This window comes from Subtercola endophyticus (genome assembly GCF_021044565.1).
GTDB lineage: Bacteria > Actinomycetota > Actinomycetes > Actinomycetales > Microbacteriaceae > Subtercola > Subtercola endophyticus.
In genome coordinates, this window is the sequence record NZ_CP087997.1 from 3,539,944 (window position 1) to 3,561,447 (window position 21,504).

Below are 21,504 nucleotides of genomic sequence, written 5' to 3' on the forward strand. Positions count from 1 at the left end.
AGGCACAACCCCTCTTTTCATACCCAGACACACCCCATCGGCAGAAAGAAGCACTGTTTCACCCATGTCTGAAGACCTCGTTCGTCGCTTCGAAAACCCAGACCTGTCTTACGGCCCCGTACCCCTGTGGTGGTGGAGCGGCGAGAAACTCGACTCCACTCGGTTGCGCTGGCAGATGCAACAGCTCGTCGATCAGAACGTTCGCCAGGCCGTGGTGATGAACCTGGCCCCGACGGGTCCGCTCTACGGCGCCCTGGCCGACGACCCCGCCTTCATGTCTGACGAGTGGTGGACCATCTTCGAGCGGGCCTGCGTCGACGCCGACGAGCTCGGTTTTCAGATCTGGCTTTACGACCAGATCGGCTTCTCGGGCGCGAACATTCAGGGCCACCTGGTGGCCGCAGATCCGACCCTCGCGGGCCAGGCTCTCGGTCAGGTTCGCATCGACGTGTCGGGTGACGTGAGTCTCGCCGCCCCTGAGGGGTCTGTCGCGCTCGGCGCCTGGTACATCGCGCCCGGCTCGGCGACCTCGACGCCGGTCACGTTGCGCGGAAACGGTGCCACGTATGCCGCCGACGGCGGAGAGCTCGTGGTCGCCTTCGTCGCGACCCGCGGCTTCGACTACTTCTCACGCAAGGCCTCGGCCGCGCTCATCGACGCCGTGTTCGGCGCCTACTCGCGCCACGTCGGCCAGTGGTTCGGCACGGCCATCGGCGGGGTGTTCCAAGACGAGCTGCCGGATATGCCCAGCTGGTCATCCACCTTCGCCGCCGAGTTCGAGGCGGCGAACGCCTACTCGGTGCTCGAACTTCTTCCTGCCCTCTGGGGCGACCCGCTCTTCGAGGGCGCCACGCGCGACGCAGGAACCGTTCGTGTGGACTACCACCGCACCCGCGCGCGCCTCGGCGAAGAGGCGTTCTTCACCCCACTCGCCGAATGGCTGAAAGGCGCCGGGCTCGAGTGCGGCTTCGACCAGCAGACCCCGGCGCGCGAAGGCGACCCCGCCGGTGCCACCCGGCTCTACGGCGACTATCTCGCCACGCACTCGCAGTACGGCATTCCCGGCAGCGACCACTGGGGCGATTCCAAGATCCACAGCTCGATGGCGCACGCCAACGGTCACGAGCGCGTCTGGATCGAGTCGTTCCACTCCTCAGGCTGGGGCGGAACCCTCGAAGAGACCTATGACTGGCTGAGCCCCTACTTTCGCCGCGGCGCCAACCTCTACGACCCGCATGCGGTGTACTACTCCACGCGGTCGGGCTGGTTCGAGTGGGCTCCGCCGTCGACGTGCTGGCGGCAGCCGTACTGGCCGGCCTACGGGGAGTTCGCGCTGGCGATCGCCCGCGTGTCGTCGACCCTCACCATGGGGCAGCACCGGGCATCCACTGTGCTGTTCTACCCGACCGAAAGCGCGCAATTCGATGTGACGGTGGATGGTCGTGACCTCGGCGAGGCCCGGTCGACGGCGCACTACCACCAGTTGAACGGCGCCACCTCGTGGTTCGCCGAGCGACGCGGACTTCTCGAGAGCGCCGGCGTCGACTACGACATTCTGGGCAGCGACACCGTTGCACACGCGGCCATCGAAGCCGACGCGGCCGGTGGTGCCGAGCTTCTCATCGGTTCGGGCCGATTCAGAAACGTCGTGCTGCCGGATGTTCGGGTGCTGTCGGTCGCGACCGCCCGAGTACTGCTCGACTTCGCTGCGGCGGGCGGCGTCATCGTGGCCAGCGGCGAGACGCCGAGCGTGTTCACGAACGGCGACGCGGCTTCGACCGCTGCCGTCACACTGGGATTCGCCGCGGCCCTTTCGGCTGGTTCGATAGCGGTTGTCGCCGACACCGCCGAGGTCGCGGGTGCGCTCGCCGACTCGGTGGTCACCGTGCGTGCCGACGCTCCCACGATGCTGCGCTCGGTGGGCGACGCCCACCTCATCGCCCTCATCGCCCACGACGAAGAGACCGGAACGGTGCAGCCCTTGCTGCCCGGCTTCGAAGATTCGGCGTGGATCGAAGGCGGCGGCAGCTTCAACTGGAAGGTCTACTGGCACGACCTGAGCACAAAGGGCTACACCTTCGTGCCGCCCACAGGCCGAACGTTCACTGCAACGGTCTCCGGTCTCGGTGCGGGCGACCTCACCGTGCAGCAGTGGGATGCGCGCACCGGCAAGCGCTATGCGGTGCCGTTTACCCGCTCGGCCGGCGAGATCACTGTCACCAGCGAGTTCAGCAGCGGTTCGGTCGAGTTTCTGGTGATCGCGCCAGAGCTGCCCGAGCCGACGGGCAAGCGCACCGGCGACGTTCTCGACACGCTGGCGCTCGATGGAGCGTGGCGCGTACAGGCCGAATCGACGCTCGACAACCAGTGGGGCGACGTGGGTCCGGTCGCTGAGACCGGGGTGATTCCCGTGCAGGTGTGGGAGTTCATTCACGAGACCGACGAGCCCGGTGCGGTGAGCGGGCAGAAGGTGACGGCCACGTTCGGGCCGTTCGCCGATGTTGCCGGCCCGATCGACGCCGCGGGCGCTGCCGGTGCTGCCGGTGCCGCGCCCGAGTGGAAGCCGGCCGTCTGGTCGCTCTCCCGCGGCATTCAGAACGACGTGATTCACGACGAGAGCCTCGGTCCGAACGGCTACGTGCCCGAAGAGTTCGTGAGCTTTCCCGACACCACGGCCGGCGAGGTCTACCGGCTGCGCACTACCATCGCGGTGCCCGAAGGCCCGGCGCTCACTCTGGTGGTCGGCAGCAACGCCGTGCGCCGGGTGCTGCTCGACGGTCTCGAGGCGCCGGTGGTCGGCGCGGGCTACCTCAGCCACACCCCTGTTTCGCCGAACGACAGCCTCGAACTCGAGATCGAGCTCACCTCGGTGGTCGACGGAACCGTGCGCCTGTCTTTTGCGCTCACGTCAGACACCGAGGCGTACCAGCGCCCCGAGTGGATCGTGGCGACCGACCCGTTCTCACGCTCGACCGGCGTCAGCTTCGAGACGACCTTCGAGGTCGACGCGCAGGCGCTCGCCGAGGGCGGGCTCGACACACGCATCCAGGTGTCGAGCGAGGCCCCCACGATCATCCTGGTCAACGGCGTCGAGGTAGGCCGTCAAGGTGATTTCGACCCGTACAGCGTCAAGCGATTCACCCGGGTTCACCCGTACGACCTCGCAACCGTTCTGCGCGGCGGGCTCAATTCCATCGTCGTGAACTGCGTCGACGTGGGGCGGCCGGTCGCCATTCGGGTCGATTCGGTTCCCGCTGCCGACGCCGGTCTGGGGCTGGCCACCACGCTCGACTGGGCGATGACTCGCGAGGGTCTGCCGGCGCCGTTCGGGCTGCGGCTCGCCCAGTACGAAGACCCGCGCTACGGCTGCATCGTGCCGCGCCCGCATCCCTTGCAGGCCGCGACGTGGCTTGAGACCGAGGCGGCGAGTAGCACGGTCGTGCCGTTGGTTCCGGATGCCCGGGCGGCAGCCGGGCGCACAGAACGCCTGACGTTCGACGTGCCGGTGGGCGCCACCCGGGTCACCGTGCCCACCGTGGTTCCCTTCGAGGTGGCGGCGACTTCGGTTGCGGCCTCGACAGCGAGCTCGGTCGAGCGTTCGGGCAACACGCTCGTCTTCAGCGCCCCGGCCGAACCCGGCACCGAACTGACGCTCGTCTTCGCGCCCGCCGACGGCCGCCGGGGCGGGGCTCTGCTCGACGCCGCGCTCACGGTCGAGACCGCTGAGGCAACGGCCGACCTGGTGCCCTGGCACGAACTCGGCCTCGGCTCGCTGGGCGGTGCGGTGCACTATCGCCGCACGGTCGACTGGAAGCCGGGGGCCGCAGACGCCCGCGCCGTTCTCGATCTCGGAATCGTGCGGGGCACGGCGAGTGTCTCGGTCGACGGTGAGCTCGTGCAGACGCTGTTCGCGGCGCCCTTCACGGTCGACCTCACCGACGCGCTCAGCGCAGAGGCGACGCATGACGTGACCGTGACGGTTCGCGGCACGCTTGCGCCCTACATGCAGTACGCTTCCCCCACGTCGGCTGTGATGGCGGGTCAGACCGTACACGGTCTGTTCGGGCCCGTGGTGTTGCAGACGCATGGGGTGGCGGTTACGGCGGGCTCGTAGCACCTCGACGAAGTCGGCATAAGCAGTATCCAGCAACAAATGAAACGTGTAACACTACAGCCAGAGTGAGGAGGGCCGGCAGATGGCCGCAGTGAATGTGCGCGATGTCGCCGCGTTGGCGGGCGTTTCGCTCGGTACGGTGTCGAACGCGCTCAACCGGCCCTCCCGCGTTTCACCAGACACGTTGTCGCGTGTTCAAGACGCGATCGACAAGCTCGGATTCGTACGCAACGACGCTGCCCGGCAGCTGCGGGCGGGCCGCAGTCGCAGCATCGGGCTCGTGGTGCTCGACATCGGCAACCCCTTCTTCACCGACCTGGCCGAAGGGGCTGAAGACCGGGCATCCGAAGCCGGCTTCGCGCTGTTGCTGGCCAACAGTCACGGCAACGCGACGCGGGAGACGGCCCACCTCGAGCTATTCGAAGAGCAGCGCGTGCGCGGCATGCTCATTTCGCCGGTGGCCGAGATCTGGCCGCAGTTGAAGCGGCTGCGCTCGCGCAACATTCCGAGCGTGCTGGTCGACCGGGCCATCTCCGACTCGTCGTTCTCGTCGGTATCGGTCGACGACGTCGCCGGGGGAGAGCTGGCGGTCGCCCACCTTCTGGCCATCGGGCGCCGGCACATCGCGTTCGTGGGCGGCCCCACGCGCATCCGCCAGGTCTCCGATCGTCTCGAGGGCGCCGGCCGCGCCATCGGCGGCACCAACGGCGCCACGCTCGAAGTTCTCGGCACCCAGCGACTGACCGTGCTCGAGGGGCGACGCATCGGCGAGCTCATCTCGAACCGGGCACCGGCCGACCGCCCGGACGGCATCTTCGCCGCCAACGACCTGCTCGCGACCGGCATCCTGCAGGGTCTTACCATGTTGCACCGTCTCAAGGTGCCCGACGACATCGCCCTCATCGGTTACGACGACATCGCCTTCGCTTCGGCGACCGTGGTGCCGCTCACGTCGATCCGCCAGCCCAGCGGCATGCTCGGGCGCACGGCCGTCGACCTCTTGCTCGCCGAGTCAGAAGAAGCGGATGCCCGTGAAACCCACGAACCGCAGCAGATTCTCTTCTCGCCCGAACTCGTCGTGCGCCAGTCGACAGGCGCCGTCTCTGCCACCGAGCAGGCGACGGTCGGCGCCGCTGTTTCGTGAGACGCGTCAGAAACACACCGGCAACACGTCCCCGCTAGGCTCGCACCATGGTTGACCTGTTCGCCGGCTATGGCGCCACTCTCTTGCCCCGAAAGCCGATCAAGGGGGCGAGCGCGTACGACGAAATGTTCCCGGAGCCCGACTCGTCGTCTCCGGTCGAAGCGCGCGCGGCGTATAAAGACATCTACAACGCTCTGGCACGAATGACGCAAGAAGAACTGCGTGGGCGCACCGACGCGCTCGCCAGCTCATACCTTGCGCAGGGCGTGACCTTCGACTTCGCCGGAGAGGAACGGCCCTTTCCACTCGACGCCGTTCCGCGGGTCATCGAACAGAAGGAATGGGTCGACGTCGAGAAGGGCATCAAGCAGCGCGTGCTGGCGCTCGAGGCCTTTCTCGCCGACATCTACGGTGCGCAGAACGCCATCCGTGACGGGGTCATTCCCGCGGGGCTGGTCAGTTCATCCAGTCACTTTCACCGTGAGGCCGCGGGCATCGTCTCGGCGAACGGCGTGCGCATCCAGGTGTCGGGCATCGACCTCATTCGCGACGAGAAGGGCGGCTGGCGCGTACTCGAAGACAATGTGCGCGTGCCCTCGGGCGTGAGTTACGTCATCTCTAACCGCCGCGTGATGGCGCAGACGCTGCCCGAACTCTTCGTGTCGATGCGGGTGCGGCCCGTGGGCGACTACCCCAACAAGCTGCTTCAGGCGTTGCGCGCGGCAGCTCCCGAGGGCGTCGAAGACCCCAACGTGGTGGTGCTGACTCCGGGCGTCTACAACTCGGCCTACTTCGAGCACACGCTGCTCGCCCGGCTGATGGGCATCGAGCTCGTCGAGGGCCGCGACCTGTTCTGCAGTGGCGGCCGGGTGTGGATGCGCACGACGGCAGGTCCCACACGCGTCGACGTGATCTACCGCCGCGTCGACGACGAGTTTCTCGACCCATTGCAGTTCAGGGCCGATTCGATGCTGGGCTCGCCGGGCATCCTGCTCGCCGCCCGACTCGGCAACGTCACCATCGCCAACGCGGTCGGCAACGGAGTCGCAGACGACAAGCTCGTCTACACCTACCTACCCGACCTGATCAGGTATTACCTGTCAGAAGAACCCCTGATCGCCAACGTCGACACCTGGCGGCTCGAAGACCCGGGAGCGCTCGAAGAGGTGCTCGACCGGCTCGACGAGCTCGTGGTGAAGCCGGTCGACGGATCCGGCGGTAAGGGGCTCGTGGTGGGCCCGGCCGCCTCGCCGAAAGAGCTCGAAGCGCTGCGCAAGCGGCTGATCAAAGACCCGCGGGGGTGGATAGCGCAGCCGGTCATCCAGTTGTCGACCATTCCGACACTGGTCGAAGACGGCATGCGGCCGCGCCACGCCGACCTGCGCCCGTTCGCGGTGAACGACGGCAAAGACGTCTGGGTGCTGCCCGGCGGTCTCACCCGCGTGGCGCTGCCCGAGGGTGAGCTCGTGGTGAACTCGTCGCAGGGCGGCGGGTCGAAAGACACCTGGGTCGTGGGGTTCGCCGGCGGCTTCTCGCCGGTCGACGGCACCGCGGTGATCGCCCAGAACATTCAGGGGCTCGTTGCCGACCAGGCCGCCAACACCCAGGCCATCCCGATGGTCAAGCACGTGCCCGACCAGTCCCCCTACGACAAGCCGCGCTCGCACCAAGACCAGCAAGAGCAGCAGCAACAGCAGCGCAGCCCCCTCGCGCTCGGTCTCCCCCTCCCTCTCCCCCTCCCCCTCCCCCTCCCGCGCGCCCTAGGCGGCGAGAGCGACGCTTTCGGACGAGAGCGACCGCCCCGCCCGTCGCGCTCGTCCGCAAAGGTCGCGCTCGGCAACACCGAAGGCGAGGCGGGCGCATGCTGAGCCGCATCGCGGAGTCGCTGTTCTGGATCGGGCGCTACATCGAGCGCAGCGACGGCACCGCCCGCATTCTCGACGTGCACCTGCAATTGCTGCTCGAAGACCCGTGGATCGAAGAGAACCTGGCCTGCCGCTCGCTGCTCGCGGTGATGGGCAGCGACATCCCCCCGGATGATCATGAACTGACCCGCGCAGATGTGCTCGCTATTCTGGCCGTCGACCGCACCCAGCCGGCGTCGATCGCGTACTCGCTCGGCGCCGCCCGCGAGAACGCCCGCCGGGCTCGTGAGATCGTGTCGACCGAGCTGTGGGAGTGCCTCAACACCACTCGCGCCCGTATGCCGCGCAAGATCGCCGTGGAGAAGACGCACGAGTTCTTCGCGTGGGTGCGCGAGCGTTCGGCGCTCGCCGTGGGCATTCAGGAGTCGGCTGCTTCGCGCGACGAGGCCTGGCACTTCTTCACTCTCGGGCGCTCGCTCGAGCGCGCCGACATGACGGCCCGGCTGCTCGCAACCCGCAGCCTCACCGAGGCGAGCGGGCCCTCGTGGACCACGATTCTTCGCTCCTGCGGGGCCTACGAGTCGTACCTGCGCACCTACCGCGGCGTGCCCAGCGCCCGTAACGCCGCCGAGTTCCTTCTTCTCGACAGGCTCTTTCCCCGCTCGATTCTGTTCTCGGTGACCCGCGCCGAACAGAGTCTTCGCGACATCGAACCCCGCAACACCCGGCTCGCGGTGACGGATCAGGCGCAGCGCCTGCTCGGCCAGATCCGCAGCCAACTGGAGTACCGACCGATCATGGACATACTGCACGACCTGCCGCACCAGATGGATCTCGTGCAGGAGGCGACCAGCGAGGCCTCCGAGGCCATTCGCCAGCGCTACTTTCCCACCAACACCGCTCCGAGCTGGGTGGGTGAGCACGTATGACCCGCCTGCGCATCAAGCACGTCACCGGGTACCGCTACGAGGGCGAGGTCGCCGCGTCGTACAACGAGGCGCGCATGCTGCCGGTCTCGAGCGAGGGCCAGTTCGTGCTGTTCTCGAACCTCGACATCACGCCGCTGTCGTCGAACCACTCGTACCTCGACTACTGGGGCACCCGGGTGTCGTCTTTCGAGGTGCTGACTCCGCACGCAGAATTGTCGCTCACGGCCAACTCGCTGATCGAGGTGCGGCCCCGCGAGCATCCGTCGCACCAGCTGTCGTGGGACGACCTGGCCGTCGACTCTGCGAAGGTCACCTCGACCGTCGAGCAGATCAAGCAGACGAAGCTGACCGACCCGCCAGCCGAGGTCGCCGCGCTCGCTTCGGAGATCGCGAACGGATTCAACAACCCGTGCGAGGCCGCGCTCGAGATCTGCACCGAGATCGGGCGCCAGGTCGAGTACATGACCGGCGTCACGGGTGTGCACACCAACGCTCGCGAGGCCTGGGTCGAGAAGCGCGGCGTCTGCCAAGACATCACGCACATCGCCCTCGGCGCGCTGCGGTCGGTCGGCATTCCGGCGCGGTATGTGTCGGGGTACCTGCATCCGAAGCCCTCGGCGCCCATCGGCGAGACGGTCACGGGCGAATCGCACGCCTGGGTGGAGTGGTTCTGCGGTGAATGGCGGGGCTTCGACCCCACGAACCAGATCGACATCGGCGACCGGCACGTCACCGTCGGGCGGGGGCGCGACTACAACGATGTCGCGCCGTTGCGCGGGGTGTACGCGGGGCCGTTCGGGTCGCGGTTGTTCGTGAAGGTGGAGATCACGCGCGAGGCGTGATCTCGTAGCACAGATCGAGACGCGCGGTGACAGGTGAAGCGCTCTCAGAAGTGTGAGGCATGATGGGGGAGTGCCAACATTCATCGACGAATCCGGCGTAGCAATCACCTACTACGTCTGGGCCGTCGAGCGGCCGCGTGGCATCGTGCAGATTTCGCACGGACTCGGCGAATACGCCTCCCGTTACGCTCCCCTCGCCCGTGATCTCAACGAAGCGGGCTACACGGTCTACGCGAACGACCACCGTGGCCACGGCCAGACGGGGCTCGATCAGCACGCCGGCGACCACAGCCAGCTGGGGCGTCTCGGGCCTGGAGGTCTGCGAGCGACCATCGCGGGCATCCGTCAGTTCACCGAACTCATTCGCGCGAAGCACCCCGGCATGCCCATCGTTCTGCTCGGCCAGAGCTGGGGTTCGCTCATGGTGCAGAAACTCATCAACACCTCATCGGCCGGGTACGCGGGCGCCGTGCTCGTCGGCACGGCGTACCGGATGCCCGGGTCGATGGATGGCGGAGACCTCAGCCGCAGGCACCGCCCCGCGGGCGGCGGCGGTCACGGCTACGAGTGGCTGAGCCGCGACGTCTCTGTGCAGACCGCGGCCGCGGCCGACGAGCTCATGTTCGAGGCCAAAGTTCTCAAACTCTTCGGTGTGCGTGACGGGCTGCGCCTGTTCGGGCGCCCCGCATCGTCGTTCGCCACCGACATCCCCATTCTCATCCTGGCCGGATCCGACGACATTCTCGGCGGCGAGCGCAGCGTTCTGAAGCTCGCCGACGCCTACCGCCGACGCGGCCAGCTGCACGACGTCACCGTGAAGGTCTACCCGGATGCCCGCCACGAAGTCTTGAACGAGCTCAACCGCGACGAGGTCGTCGCCGACCTGATCGCCTGGCTCGACCACCGCCTCGTGCTCCCCGCCCAGCGCTGACCCCGCTTTTTCTGCGATTTCGCTGAACAGGCGTAAGGGAACGCCGAGCTTCAACTCTCTTTCGGTGAGCGCAAACGTGCGCCCGATGCCCTCGGCATCCACTCAACCGAAAGAAGTTTCTCGTGAATCTCAAACAGTCCGTTTCTCGTCTCGCCGTGTGCTCCGCTGTGGCCGTCGGCCTCTTCGTCTCCGTCGGCACGGCAGCCGCTGCCCACGCCGAGACCGATCCCAACAACCAGCCGGCCCAAGTCGAGACCGCCGGCACCGACAGCGGCATGTTCGGTATGCACAGTGGCGGGGACGGCTATGACACGTGGGGTAGCTACGACGGCGGAGCTCCAACTGTCGATGCGGGAGACCTCCCTTCAGATCTGCAGGCGTACTTCGGTTCAGAGGGCTACATCAGTGGCGACAACCAATACGGCTACACCCGCACTGACCGCACCGATGTCACCGTCGGTGACCTCGAGCAGCTTCAGGTTTACAAAGCGAACTGCTCGATCGATGCTTACGACCGGTCGATCCAGTGTGACAACTGACAACGGCCTCGCCGAGGCCTTCAGGTTGCGCAGAAGCACCTAAAATGCCGCCGGGAGGTGCTTCTGCGCAAAACGGACGACGGGGTGCGACGGGCGCAGGGGTGCGGGGGTGTGGGGCGTGGTTAGGCTGGGGGGATGCATGGTGAATACAAGGTGCCGGGCGGAAAGCTCGTGGTGGTCGACCTCGATGTGGTCGACCAGAAGCTGGCGAACTTTCGGCTGGCGGGCGACTTCTTTCTCGAGCCCGACAGTGCGCTCGACGATATCAACGCCGCAGTGAACGGTTTGGCGGCCGACAGCGATGCGGCTTCAATCGCCGCCGCGATCAAGGCCGCGCTGCCGAAGGATGCCTCGTTGCTGGGCTTCTCGGCCGAAGGCGTCGCCGTGGCCATCCGGCGATCGCTCGCCAAGGCCACGAGCTGGCGGGATTACGACTGGCAGATCATCCACTCGAAAGCCGTACCGCCCGTCATGCAGATGGCGCTGGATGAGGTGCTGGCGGTCGAGGTGGGCGAGGGGCGCCGGCAGCCGACGCTGCGCATCTGGGAATGGGATGAACCGGCCGTCGTCATCGGCAGTTTTCAGTCGCTCAAGAACGAGGTCGACCCCGAGAACGCCAAGAAGTACGGTTTCGACGTGGTGCGCCGGGTCAGCGGCGGCGGCGCCATGTTCATGGAAGCCGGGTCGGTGGTCACATACTCGATCTACGCGCCGGCCGATCTCGTGCAGGGCCTGAGCTTCGCTGATTCGTACGCGTTTCTCGACGAATGGGTGCTGGTGGCGCTGAAGTCGCTGGGCATCGACGCGACTTACGTTCCGCTGAACGACATCGCGAGCCCCACCGGAAAGATCGGCGGCGCGGCGCAGAAGCGCCTCGGTAACGGCGCAGTGCTGCACCACGTCACCATGAGCTACGACATCGATGGCGACAAGATGGTGCAGGTGCTGCGCATCGGTCGCGAGAAGATGAGCGACAAGGGCACCAAGTCGGCAGCCAAACGTGTCGACCCGTTGCGCAGCCAGACCGGCCTCAGCCGGGGCGAGATCATCGACCGGATGATCGCGACCTTCACGTCGCTCTACGGAGCCACCCCCGGCGACATCACCGACGACGAGTACGCCAAGGCCGAGCAACTCGTGCGAGAGAAGTTCGGCACCCGCGAGTGGATCGAGCGCGTTCCCTAACCCGCACGCTCGTGTCTGAGAGCAGGAGCACGCACGCCTCAGCCGCGCTCGACCAGCTCGTGGTATTCGGTGTGGGTGTTGATCCACTCGGCCACATACGGGCATTGCGCCACGACTTTGAGCCCGGTCGAGGTACGTACGTCTTCGAGCGCACCCTGCACGAGCACACCGGCGATACCTTCGTGCCGCTGCGCCGGATCCACCTCGGTATGCGTGAAGACGATCTCATCGCCGTGCAGGCGGTAGTCGACGAGCCCGGCCTCGACGCCGTCTTTCAGCAGAACATATCGGCTCTTGTCGGGCTGATTCTGAATCTCGGTACTCATGATGACCCGACAGTACGCCTCACCCCTGGGTGGTGCCAGCACATTCGTGGGGCTGTCACAATGAAAGAATGCCTGCTATGCCGCCCGCCTCCAAACGGGTTCCGGATGCCCAGCAGCACGGCGCCGGGGGCCGCATCATCCAGGCGAACAACCTCGACGTTCTGCCCACCCTCGCCAGTGGGTCGGTGACGCTCATCTACTTGGATCCGCCGTTCAACACCGGCCGCGTGCAACGGCGTCAGGGCACGACGGCGGTTCGGGCATCCGCCGGTACCGGCTCGATCACCGGATTCAAGGGCAACAGCTACGAGCGCATCAAGGGCGACCTGCTGCGCTACGACGACGTCTTCGAGAACTACTGGGAGTTTCTCGAGCCCCGCCTGCTCGAGGCCTGGCGCCTGCTCGCCGACGACGGAACCCTCTACCTGCACCTGGACTACCGCGAAGCGCACTACGCGAAGGTGCTGCTCGACGCTCTGTTCGGGCGCGAGAGCTTCTTGAACGAGATCATCTGGGCCTACGACTACGGCGCGAAAGCCAAGACGCGCTGGCCCACGAAGCACGACACGATTCTGGTCTACGTGAAGAACCCCGATGCCTACTATTTCGACTCGGCGACCGTCGACCGCGAGCCGTACATGGCTCCCGGCCTGGTGACGCCTGAGCGTGCCGCGCGCGGAAAGCTGCCCACCGACGTGTGGTGGCACACCATCGTGTCACCGACCGGACGCGAGAAGACCGGCTACCCCACGCAGAAGCCCGAGGGCATTCTGCGCCGCATCGTGCAGGCGTCGTCGCGCGAGGGCGACCTCGTGCTCGACTTCTTCGCCGGCAGCGGCACCACGGGCGCCGTCGCGTCGGCCCTCGGCCGCCGCTTCGTGCTCGTCGACCAGAACCCCGAAGCCATAGCCGTCATGCGCCGCCGCCTGCCCGCTGCTGCCTTCGAGTAGCAGCCCCCGCGGCCATCCGGTCTCGCATCGATAGGGCGATATCTCTCCGAAAGCAGGCGCTTTAGGAGAGATCGTGCCCTATCGATCGGGTAGAACGGGTGGCTCAGCCGTGGCGAGGGCGCCGTGGAGACTCTGCACCGATCGAGTCGATCGTGATCGAGGCCGGATCCGTCTGCTCCGACGACGTGCCCGGCTCGATCATCGCGCCGGCCAGGTTCGCCGCGGCGAGTGCTTCGGCGGCCAGAACGTCGTCACGGGCATCCAGATCGCTCGCCTCTTGCATGGCCGACTTGGCGCGCAGCGGCGGGGCCTTGAGGAACAGCGCGAGCACGAAGGCGACCACGACGACGGCCAGCGTGATCCAGAACACGGCGGCGATCGCATACGCGAAGCCAGAGAGGAACGGGAACGCCAGGCGTGGGTCGATCACGTTCAAGAACGCCGTGTCGCCGTTCAGCGCGTTGCCGATGGCCGTGAGGTCTTGGGTCTGAATCCAGCCCAGAATCTGCGTGTTCGCGGGGTTCGACTGCACCGCCGGGTCTTGCGCCGCGGCCGCGATGCCCGCTTGTGTCGACGGCCACGAGAACGCATCGGCCACGGTCGTGGGCAGTCGGGTGAAGATGAACGAGAACACCACCGCCGTGCCCAGCGTTCCACCGATGGAGCGGAAGAAGGTCGACGACGATGTAGCTACACCGATGTCGCGGGGCCCCACGGAGTTCTGCGACGCGATGGTGAGCGTCTGCATCATCTGGCCGAGCCCGAGGCCGATGACGAACATGCCGAGCATGACGTACCAGAGGTCTTTGTCGACGGTGAGGAACGTCATCATGAAGAACCCGACCGCCATCAGCGCGGTGCCGATCACCGGGAACTTCTTGTACCGACCCGTGCGCGCGATCAGCTGCCCCGACACGATCGAGGCGATCATGAGCCCCAAGATCATCGGCAGCATCAAGAAGCCCGACGCGGTGGGCGTCGCGCCTTTCACGATCTGCAGGTACAGCGGAATCGTGAGCAGCGCGCCGAACATGCCGAAGCCAACGAGCACACCCAGAATCGTCGCCACCGAGAACGTCGACGACTTGAACAGCTTCAACGGAATCAGCGCGTCGTCGCCCATCCTGCGCTCGATGAGAATGAAGACGATGATTCCCACGCCGGAGAGCACGTAGCAGAGCCAGGCGCCGCCCGAACCCCAGCCCCACTCCCGGCCCTGTTCGGCGATGAGCAGCAGCGGAACGAGGGCCAGAATCACGGCGGCGGCACCGAACCAGTCGATGCGAACATGGTCACGTTTCGTGTGCGGCAGGTGCAGGTTCTTCAACACGATGGCCAGCGCCACGATGCCGATCGGAATGTTGATCAAGAACACCCAGCGCCAGCCGGTGATGAACAGAATCTCGTTCGAGCCCGAGAGCAGACCACCCAGCAGCGGGCCGATGACGCTGGCGATACCGAAGGTCGCCAAGAAGTAGCCCTGGTACTTCGCCCGCTCGCGCGGAGCGAGCATGTCGCCCATGATGGCGAGCGGCAGCGCCATGAGGCCACCGGCGCCCAGGCCCTGCAGGCCGCGGAAGACCGCGAGCTCGTACATCGACGTCGAGAGGCCCGCGAGCAGCGACCCCACCAAGAAGATGGTGATGGCGATGATGAACAGCGGCCGGCGGCCGAAGATGTCCGAGAGCTTGCCGTAGATCGGCGTCGAGATGGTCGACATGATGAGATAGGCCGTGGTCACCCACGCCTGCAGGCTCAGCCCGTGCAGGTCGTCGGAGATCGTTCGCATCGACGTTCCGACGATGGTCTGGTCGAGAGCCCCCAAGAACATGCCGGCCATCAAGGCCACGATGATCACCAAGATCTGCCGGTGATTCATCACCCCGCCGGCATCTTTGATCTGCTGGGCTCGGGCCTTACCCGTAGTTGATGCGCGCGACATAGTGTTCCTGACCTGGCAAAACGGCACATTGGATGACCGAGACAAAAGTTTGCGGTGACTGCAAAGTTACACCCGCCGAAACTTCGCTGCAAGCCGACTGACACCTCCTCCTTAGCTCGCTCATAGGCAGTCGTGATGGTCTGGATCGGTGATAACAACCCGTCGAGCATTCCTTACCCTGGCCGCCGGATCGGGGCTGATGGCGCTGGCCGGCTGCGCGGCGCTGAGCGCGCAGGGCGAGACGAAGGCCCTGTCGACCCCCACGATGACTCCCACCCCGCAGGTCACCGCGGCGAGCGTCGCGGTCGGGTCGCTCTGCGGGGGAACGACGGTGAGCCTGACCGGCCAGGTGCTGACCGACGTGGTGTCGGTTGCGGTCGGGGCGAACCCCGCGACATCCGTCACCGTCGTCGACGACAACACGGTCAGCTTCGTCACCCCCGCGGCGGTCGACTACCAGCCCGCGAACGCCGCGATCACCCTCACGAAGGCCGACGGATCCGTCGTCGACAGCACCAAGCAGTTCTCCTATGAGGCCGTGACGCCGGTCGACAAGCAGCTGCAGTACGCCTTCACCTACTGGCAGAACTACAACCTCGCCGACTGGGGAATCTTCAGCGACAACGACTGCGGCAACTTCGTGAACCAGACCCTGGTCGCCCGCGGCTGGGCGCAGAACGACGACTGGTACAGCGACTACGTCTCCGACGGCGACTACAGCCTGAGCTGGATTCGCGGCACCGAGATGGACGACTACCTCGCCTCCCGCAGCGACACCACGCGGCTCGAGCTCGCCGATCGCGCCGCGTTGACGGTGGGCGACGTGGTGATGTTCGACTGGGACCCGCAGAACGACAACGGCCCCGACCACACCATGGTGGTCTCCCGCCTCGACACCAACGTCGACGGAACCATCGCCGTGAAGCTCGTCGGCCACACCGTCGATGCGCAGTTCCGCGACCTCGACACGGCCATCACGGTCGACAACCCCGGCGGAACGGCGCACTTCTACCACCTGGCCTGAGCCGCGGCCGCGGGCGCGGGCGCGGGCGCCTGAGCCTGGTGTCCGCTCGGCTGAGTCGGGTGCGCGGCCGCTGAGCCGGGCATCCACCCGCCTCGCCTACACTGGGCGGGTGTCGAATTCGCCCACGCCAACCCCCGGTCGGGCACCGGATGCTCGGCCCACCAGCACCGCACGCCGTGTCATGGCGGCCTCACTCGTGGTCATCGTGGTCGCGCTGCTCGTCGGCGTCACGGTCATCGCGGTGAAGTTTCTCGGCCCGCAGCAGCTCGCCGCGGTGACCGCGAGCTCGTCGCCCTCGGCCGCCGCGACGCCTACTGCGTCACCGACTTCGTCGCCGCCGCCGACCGCGACCTCGACAGCCGTTCCGAGCCCCACGCCGACTCCTACACCCGCGGGCTTCAACAAGAGCCAGTACTCGATAGACGACCCGAACAGCATCTGGGTCGTCGTGAACAAGCTGCGTCCGATCGCCGACGGGGCCGACTTCGTGCCGCCGAACCTCGAGAAGATTCCGCCGAACATGCAGAATCCGTTCGGGCATAGCCTTCGCACCGACACCATCGACGCCCTGCAGAAGATGTTCGACGCAGACCAGGCCGAAATCGGCACGACACTCGTTGCTCAGAGCGGCTACCGCTCGTTCAGTTCGCAGACGGACGGCTACAACGGGTACGTGCAGTCCCTCGGCCAGGCTGGTGCAGATGCGACGAGCGCGCGGCCTGGCTTCAGCGAACATCAAACCGGGCTGGCCATCGACATTCTCGACACCACCGGCGGATGCTCGACCGACGGAACGTGCTTCGGAGACACGTCGTCGGGCAAGTGGCTTGCAGCTAACGCGTACCGATTCGGGTTCATCCTGCGCTACCCCGCCGACAAGACCGCGGTCACCGGGTACGAGTACGAGCCCTGGCACTTCCGCTACGTGGGAGTCGACCTCGCGACCGAGATGCACAACACCGGCATCGAAACGCTCGAGGAGTTCTTCGGGCTGCCGCCCGCGCCCGACTACGCCGGCTGACGCGGGCACCGAGGCCCGGGCATCCGGTGGCCGACGCCGCCTGAGTACCCCGGGCATTCGCTGCCCTCGGCGCACTCGCGCGTCGCTGTGTGCCGCAAAGCGATGGGGATTGCGGCCAAAAACGATGCGCGACAAGCGCGAGTCGGGTGGCGCGACTCAGGCGGAGCCGAGCGCCGCGTCGACGATGAGCTTCGCCTCAGCCTGCACCTGCTTCAGGTGCTCGGACCCGAGAAACGACTCGGCGTAGATCTTGTACACGTCTTCGGTGCCCGACGGGCGCGCGGCGAACCAGGCGTGCTCGGTGGTGACTTTCACTCCACCGACGGGTGCGTCGTTGCCGGGCGCGCGGCTGAGCTTCGCGGTGATCGGCTCACCGGCCAAGGTATCGGCGGGAATGTCGGAGCCGTCGAGCTTGGCGAGCTGCGCCTTCTGCGCCTTGGTTGCCGCGGCGTCGATGCGCTCGTACACCGGGTCGCCGAATTGCTCGACGAGCGCCGCATAGTGCTGCGACGGGGTCTTGCCGGTGACGGCCAGAATCTCGGAGGCGAGCAGGGCGAGAATGATGCCGTCTTTGTCGGTGGTCCAGACGCTGCCGTCGAACCGCAGGAACGAGGCGCCCGCCGACTCCTCGCCACCGAAGGCGACGCTCCCGTCAATGAGGCCGGGCACGAACCACTTGAAGCCCACGGGCACTTCCCAGAGCCGGCGGCCGATCGAGGTCGCAACCCGGTCGATCATGGAACTGGAGACGAGGGTCTTGCCGATCGCGGCATCCGGTCGCCAGTCGGTGCGGTTCTCGTACAGGTACTGAATCGCCACGGCGAGGTAGTGGTTCGGGTTCATGATGCCGGCGTCGGGGGTGACCACGCCGTGCCGGTCGGCATCCGCATCGTTTCCGGTCGAGATGTCGTAGTCGTGGCGGCGCGCCACCAGGGAGGCCATGGCGTAGGGCGACGAGCAGTCCATGCGGATCTTGCCGTCCCAGTCGAGCGTCATGAACGCCCACTGCGGGTCGACGGTGGTGTTGACCACGTCGAGGTTGAGCCCGTACCGGTCGCGAATGAGCTCCCAGTACTCCACGCTCGCGCCGCCGAGTGGGTCGGCACCGATGTGGATGCCCGACTCGGCGATCTTCGTCATGTCGATCACTCGCGAGAGGTCGCTGACGTAGTTCTCGCGAAAGTCGTAGGTGTCGCTCGGTATGGCCTCGCCGCGCAGCACGTCGACGAGGTCGGCGGCGATGATCTCGTTGGCCCGCGCGGCGATCCAGCTGGTGGCGTCGGAGTCGGCCGGCCCGCCGTGCGGCGGGTTGTACTTGAATCCGCCGTCGCGCGGCGGGTTGTGGCTCGGAGTGATGACGATGCCGTCGGCCTGGTCGACGTGGCCGGTCTCGGGGTGGTTGTAGCGCAGAATGGCGTGCGATACGGCGGGGGTCGGGGTCCACGAGCCGCGCGAATCCGTCCATACCGTCACGCCGTTCGCGTTCAGCACCTCGAGCGCGGTGTCTTCTGCGGGCTTCGACAGCCCGTGCGTGTCGCGGCCGATGAACAGCGGACCGGTGACACCCTGCGTCGCGCGGTACTCCACGATGGCCTGCGTGATGGCCAGGATGTGCGTCTCGTTGAATGCGGTGTCGAGCGAGCTGCCGCGGTGCCCGCTCGTGCCGAAGATCACCTTCTGTTCGGGGTTCGTCACGTCGGGCTTGAGCTCGTAATACGCGCCGACGAGCGCATCGATGTCGACTAGATCTTCGGGTAGGGCCTGCAGCCCGGCGCGCTCGTTCATGCCCCAAGTCTGGCACTTCGTGGCTCCTGCGCGCAGGCACTTGCGCAGCCTGAGAATTTGGCGCATTCGCCGTAATAATTCGGCCGAATTCGCCTCTCTGTATGTGTCGGGCGCAAACGTGCCCATCGAACTTGTCACCGAGGAGAATTGCGTGAACACATCATCCAACCGACTTCGCCGCCTAGCGGCGTCAGCGCTCGTCGCTCTGTCTCTGGCAGGCGGCCTCGCCATGGCCGGCTCGACCGCCGCGAACGCGCAGGGTGCGATTCCGTGCATGCGTGATGGCAACGGCGTGTGCCATGGTTACGGATCCAGTGGGGGCGGCGCATCGAGCGATCCGTGGGTGGCCAACCTGTTCTACGACGTGTATGGCAGCTACAACAACGTCTACGCGCGAAAGAACGGCAGCGACGTCGACCAGACGTACGCGAACTACCTCGCCAGCAACCTCCACTTCAAGAGCTGCAACGTCAAACCGGGCTTCAGCAAGCTCGCCTTCTGCAACTAGTGCCTTAGGCTCGGGGGCATGCCTGAAGTGCCCGAAAACGCCACCGGGGCGCAGACGCCCCACGCCGAGAATGCCGCGCCCGCCACCGACACATACAGCTACCTCGGCCCCACCGGCACGTTCACCGAAGCGGCACTCGCGCAGGTGCCCGAGGCGCGCGGCAAGGTCTGGCGCAGCGTCAACAACGTGGGCGAGGCGCTCGACGACGTGACGAGTGGGCGCAGCGTGGCCGCCATGATCGCCATCGAGAACTCGGTGGAGGGAGGGGTCAGCGCCACGCAAGATGCGCTGGCGAACATCCCGAACCTGCGCATCGTCGGCGAGTATCTCGTGAAGGTGCAGTTCGCGCTGGTGGCCCGGCCCGGCATCGAGCTCGCAGACGTGCATGTGGTGAACGCGCATCCGGTCGCCTATGCGCAGTGCCGCAGTTGGCTGGAGACGAATCTGCCGACGCACGGGCACATTCCGTCGACGTCGAACGTCGCCAGCGCCTCGAGCCTGTTCGAGAGCGATCTGGCCGACGCGGCCATTGCGCCGCCGAACATCGTCGACCATTACGACGTCACGGTGCTCGCCGACAACATCGGCGACAACCAGAACGCCGTGACGCGCTTCGTGCTGGTGGGGCGCAATTCGGCGCTGCCTGCACCGACGGGAGCCGACAAGACGAGCATCATCGCCGAGCTGCCGGAAGACCGTTCGGGTGCGCTGCTCGAACTGCTCGAGCAGTTCTCGACGCGTGGGGTGAACCTCAGCCTGCTGCAGTCACGCCCCATCGGCGACGCCCTCGGCCGGTACCGATTCGTCATCGATGCCGACGGGCACGTGCTGGATGAACGGGTTGCCGACGCCCTGCTGGGCGTGCGGCGGTTCAGCCCGAACGTCATCTTCTTGGGCTCGTACCCTCGGGCCGACCGGGCTCCGGTCGAGTACGTCGAGCGGTACGACGACGAGGTGTTCATCGAGGCCCGGGACTGGCTGCGGTCGCTCATCTCGGGCGAGCCCGACGCCTGAGCCGGGCATCCGGCCGCCGCGTCGCCCGGGCTGGGCATCCGCCCGCGCCCCGACGCCGAAAACAGCGGAGAATTCGAGGGGGCAAGCGCTACGGGCCGGTACCGTGTCGAAATCTCCGCTGTTTTCGGGCCACGGCCGCGAAACCGCCGTGGCCTTTGCCGGTAGCTGTCGCCGCTGGAGTCGGTGACCGTGACGGTGTAGTCGCGGGCATCCGTGCCCTCTGAAGTCGCAGCAGAAATGCGGAAGGTATAGAAGCCTGCGGCGGTCGGGGTGCCCGAGATGACCCCGCTGACCTTATCGAGGGTGAGCCCGACCGGCAGCCGCCCACCGGCCAGCGTGAACTGGGTGGCCGCAGGCGCGGCCGCAGACCCGCCGGCCGCAGACTCAGACCCGAACCTTCAGCGCCCCCGGGTCGACCCACACGTGGATGGCGCTCGCCGCGCCGAAGGAGTCGCCGTCGAGCTGTATCTCTTGCGGCTTCTCGAGCTTCAGCCGCAGGTCGCGCCCGCGACGGTAGACGACGTCGTCGACGTCGGGCGACCAGTCGATGAGCTTGCGCCCGGCGGCCGAGCGGCGCAGCACTCCGTTCTCGATGGTCACCTTGTTCCAGACGCGCACCCAGCCCAGCGCGCCCTTCGGCCTGATGGCGAGAAAGTCGAGCACCCCATCGTCGGGCTTGGCGTCGGGAATGAGCAGGATGCCCCCCGGCAGAATTCCGCAATTGCCGGCCATCACCGAGTGAGCGCTGACGCTGCGCCAGCCCTCGCCGTCGATGCTGACCTTCATCTTGACGGCTTGCAGCTCGGGCAGTGCGCGCATGGTTCCGCCAATGTAGGCCAGCCAGCCGAACGCCTTCTTCATCCGCGGGTTGGTTTTCGCGATCATCTTCGCGTCGATGCCGAGCCCGCTGATCACCAGAAAGACGTGCGTCGACTGCCCACCGCCGGGTCGGTCGATCTCGATCAGGCCCAGGTCGATCGAACGGTCGTAACCGCTGAACATCAGGTCGATCGCCGCGTCGAAGTTGAGCGAGATCGACAGATTGCGGGCAAGGAGGTTGCCGGTTCCCGACGCGAGTAACGCGAGAGGAACATCCGTTCCGCGCAGCGCCTCGGCGACGGCGCGCACGGTTCCGTCGCCGCCCGCGGCCATGACGACGTTCGCTCCGCCCTTCACCGCCTCTGCCGTGAGCAGTTGACCGGCATCGTCGATGGTGGTTTCGAACCACTGCGTCTCGCCCCAGCCGTGCTCAGCAGCGCGGGCCGCGACCGTCTCTTTCAGCTTGTCGATGTCGACCTTGAGTGGGTTGTAGACGACGGCGGCATGCCTGTCGGCCTCTGATTCCCCTGCGGCGGTCACATTTTCAAAGGTACGGCATCCGCGCG

The 21,504-nt window shown here is 66.6% G+C and carries 17 protein-coding genes and 1 pseudogene; 13 read left to right on the forward strand and 5 right to left on the reverse strand.

Features of this window, described 5'->3' with window-relative positions; translation table 11 throughout:
• Positions 1-64 precede the first annotated feature (64 nt).
• The 8 genes from LQ955_RS16460 to LQ955_RS16495 all read left to right on the forward strand — a co-directional run bounded on the left by LQ955_RS16460 (position 65) and on the right by LQ955_RS16495 (position 11,549).
• Positions 65-4,114: a hypothetical protein gene (locus LQ955_RS16460; protein WP_231025565.1), complete on the forward strand. Its 4,050-nt coding sequence runs from the start codon at positions 65-67 to the stop codon at positions 4,112-4,114.
• Between the two features lie 82 nt (positions 4,115-4,196).
• Positions 4,197-5,258, forward strand: coding sequence for a LacI family DNA-binding transcriptional regulator (locus LQ955_RS16465; protein WP_231025566.1), 1,062 nt, complete (start codon positions 4,197-4,199; stop codon positions 5,256-5,258).
• 47 nt (positions 5,259-5,305) lie between these two features.
• Complete coding sequence (locus tag LQ955_RS16470) at positions 5,306-7,126, forward strand: circularly permuted type 2 ATP-grasp protein (RefSeq protein ID WP_231025567.1); 1,821 nt, start codon at positions 5,306-5,308, stop codon at positions 7,124-7,126.
• Positions 7,120-8,052 carry an alpha-E domain-containing protein gene (locus tag LQ955_RS16475; protein WP_231025568.1) on the forward strand — a complete coding sequence of 311 codons (933 nt, stop codon included), beginning with the start codon at positions 7,120-7,122 and terminating at the stop codon, positions 8,050-8,052. Before LQ955_RS16470 ends, LQ955_RS16475 begins: the two co-directional genes overlap by 7 nt.
• Positions 8,049-8,894, forward strand: a complete 846-nt coding sequence (locus LQ955_RS16480; RefSeq protein WP_231025569.1) for a transglutaminase family protein — start codon at positions 8,049-8,051, stop codon at positions 8,892-8,894. The genes LQ955_RS16475 and LQ955_RS16480 overlap by 4 nt, the downstream gene beginning before the upstream one ends.
• Positions 8,895-8,964: 70 nt before the next feature.
• Positions 8,965-9,825: an alpha/beta hydrolase gene (locus LQ955_RS16485; RefSeq protein WP_231025570.1), complete on the forward strand. Its 861-nt coding sequence runs from the start codon at positions 8,965-8,967 to the stop codon at positions 9,823-9,825.
• Between the two features lie 122 nt (positions 9,826-9,947).
• On the forward strand, positions 9,948-10,364 hold the full coding sequence (locus tag LQ955_RS16490; protein ID WP_231025571.1) for a hypothetical protein: 417 nt from the start codon (positions 9,948-9,950) through the stop codon (positions 10,362-10,364).
• A gap of 135 nt (positions 10,365-10,499) precedes the next feature.
• Positions 10,500-11,549, forward strand: coding sequence for a lipoate--protein ligase family protein (locus tag LQ955_RS16495; protein WP_231025572.1), 1,050 nt, complete (start codon positions 10,500-10,502; stop codon positions 11,547-11,549).
• Positions 11,550-11,587: 38 nt separating this feature from the next.
• On the opposite strand, the gene LQ955_RS16500 is transcribed toward LQ955_RS16495, so the two are convergent.
• The gene (locus LQ955_RS16500; RefSeq protein WP_231025573.1) at positions 11,588-11,875 is read right to left on the reverse strand and encodes a GNAT family N-acetyltransferase; all 288 of its coding nucleotides are present in this window, start codon (positions 11,873-11,875) and stop codon (positions 11,588-11,590) included.
• 77 nt (positions 11,876-11,952) lie between these two features.
• On the opposite strand from LQ955_RS16500, the gene LQ955_RS16505 reads away from it, so the two are divergent.
• Complete coding sequence (locus LQ955_RS16505) at positions 11,953-12,825, forward strand: DNA-methyltransferase (RefSeq protein WP_231028177.1); 873 nt, start codon at positions 11,953-11,955, stop codon at positions 12,823-12,825.
• Between the two features lie 103 nt (positions 12,826-12,928).
• On the opposite strand, the gene LQ955_RS16510 is transcribed toward LQ955_RS16505, so the two are convergent.
• On the reverse strand, positions 12,929-14,704 hold the full coding sequence (locus LQ955_RS16510) for an MDR family MFS transporter (protein WP_231028178.1): 1,776 nt from the start codon (positions 14,702-14,704) through the stop codon (positions 12,929-12,931).
• Positions 14,705-14,915: 211 nt separating this feature from the next.
• Between LQ955_RS16510 and LQ955_RS16515 the strand changes: the two genes are divergently transcribed.
• The gene (locus LQ955_RS16515; RefSeq protein WP_231025574.1) at positions 14,916-15,791 is read left to right on the forward strand and encodes an amidase domain-containing protein; all 876 of its coding nucleotides are present in this window, start codon (positions 14,916-14,918) and stop codon (positions 15,789-15,791) included.
• A gap of 109 nt (positions 15,792-15,900) precedes the next feature.
• On the forward strand, positions 15,901-16,812 hold the full coding sequence (locus LQ955_RS16520) for a M15 family metallopeptidase (protein ID WP_231025575.1): 912 nt from the start codon (positions 15,901-15,903) through the stop codon (positions 16,810-16,812).
• Positions 16,813-16,968: 156 nt separating this feature from the next.
• Here the strand turns inward: LQ955_RS16520 and pgm are convergent, their stop codons facing one another.
• Entirely contained in the window at positions 16,969-18,597 is a 1,629-nt protein-coding gene (gene pgm, locus LQ955_RS16525) for a phosphoglucomutase (alpha-D-glucose-1,6-bisphosphate-dependent) (protein ID WP_231025576.1), read from the reverse strand.
• 151 nt (positions 18,598-18,748) lie between these two features.
• Between pgm and LQ955_RS16530 the strand changes: the two genes are divergently transcribed.
• Both LQ955_RS16530 and pheA read left to right on the forward strand, forming a co-directional pair.
• Positions 18,749-19,105, forward strand: a complete 357-nt coding sequence (locus tag LQ955_RS16530) for a hypothetical protein (RefSeq protein ID WP_231025577.1) — start codon at positions 18,749-18,751, stop codon at positions 19,103-19,105.
• An 18-nt stretch (positions 19,106-19,123) separates the two neighbouring features.
• Entirely contained in the window at positions 19,124-20,119 is a 996-nt protein-coding gene (gene pheA / locus LQ955_RS16535; RefSeq protein ID WP_231025578.1) for a prephenate dehydratase, read from the forward strand.
• Between the two features lie 194 nt (positions 20,120-20,313).
• Here the strand turns inward: pheA and LQ955_RS20045 are convergent.
• Together LQ955_RS20045 and LQ955_RS16545 are read right to left on the reverse strand one after the other, a co-directional pair.
• A pseudogene (locus LQ955_RS20045) lies at positions 20,314-20,460 on the reverse strand (putative Ig domain-containing protein); the annotation flags it as partial.
• A 43-nt stretch (positions 20,461-20,503) separates the two neighbouring features.
• Positions 20,504-21,478 (reverse strand): diacylglycerol/lipid kinase family protein, encoded by a 975-nt coding sequence (locus LQ955_RS16545; protein WP_231025579.1) that lies wholly within the window; start codon positions 21,476-21,478, stop codon positions 20,504-20,506.
• Between the last annotated feature and the right edge of the window lie 26 nt (positions 21,479-21,504).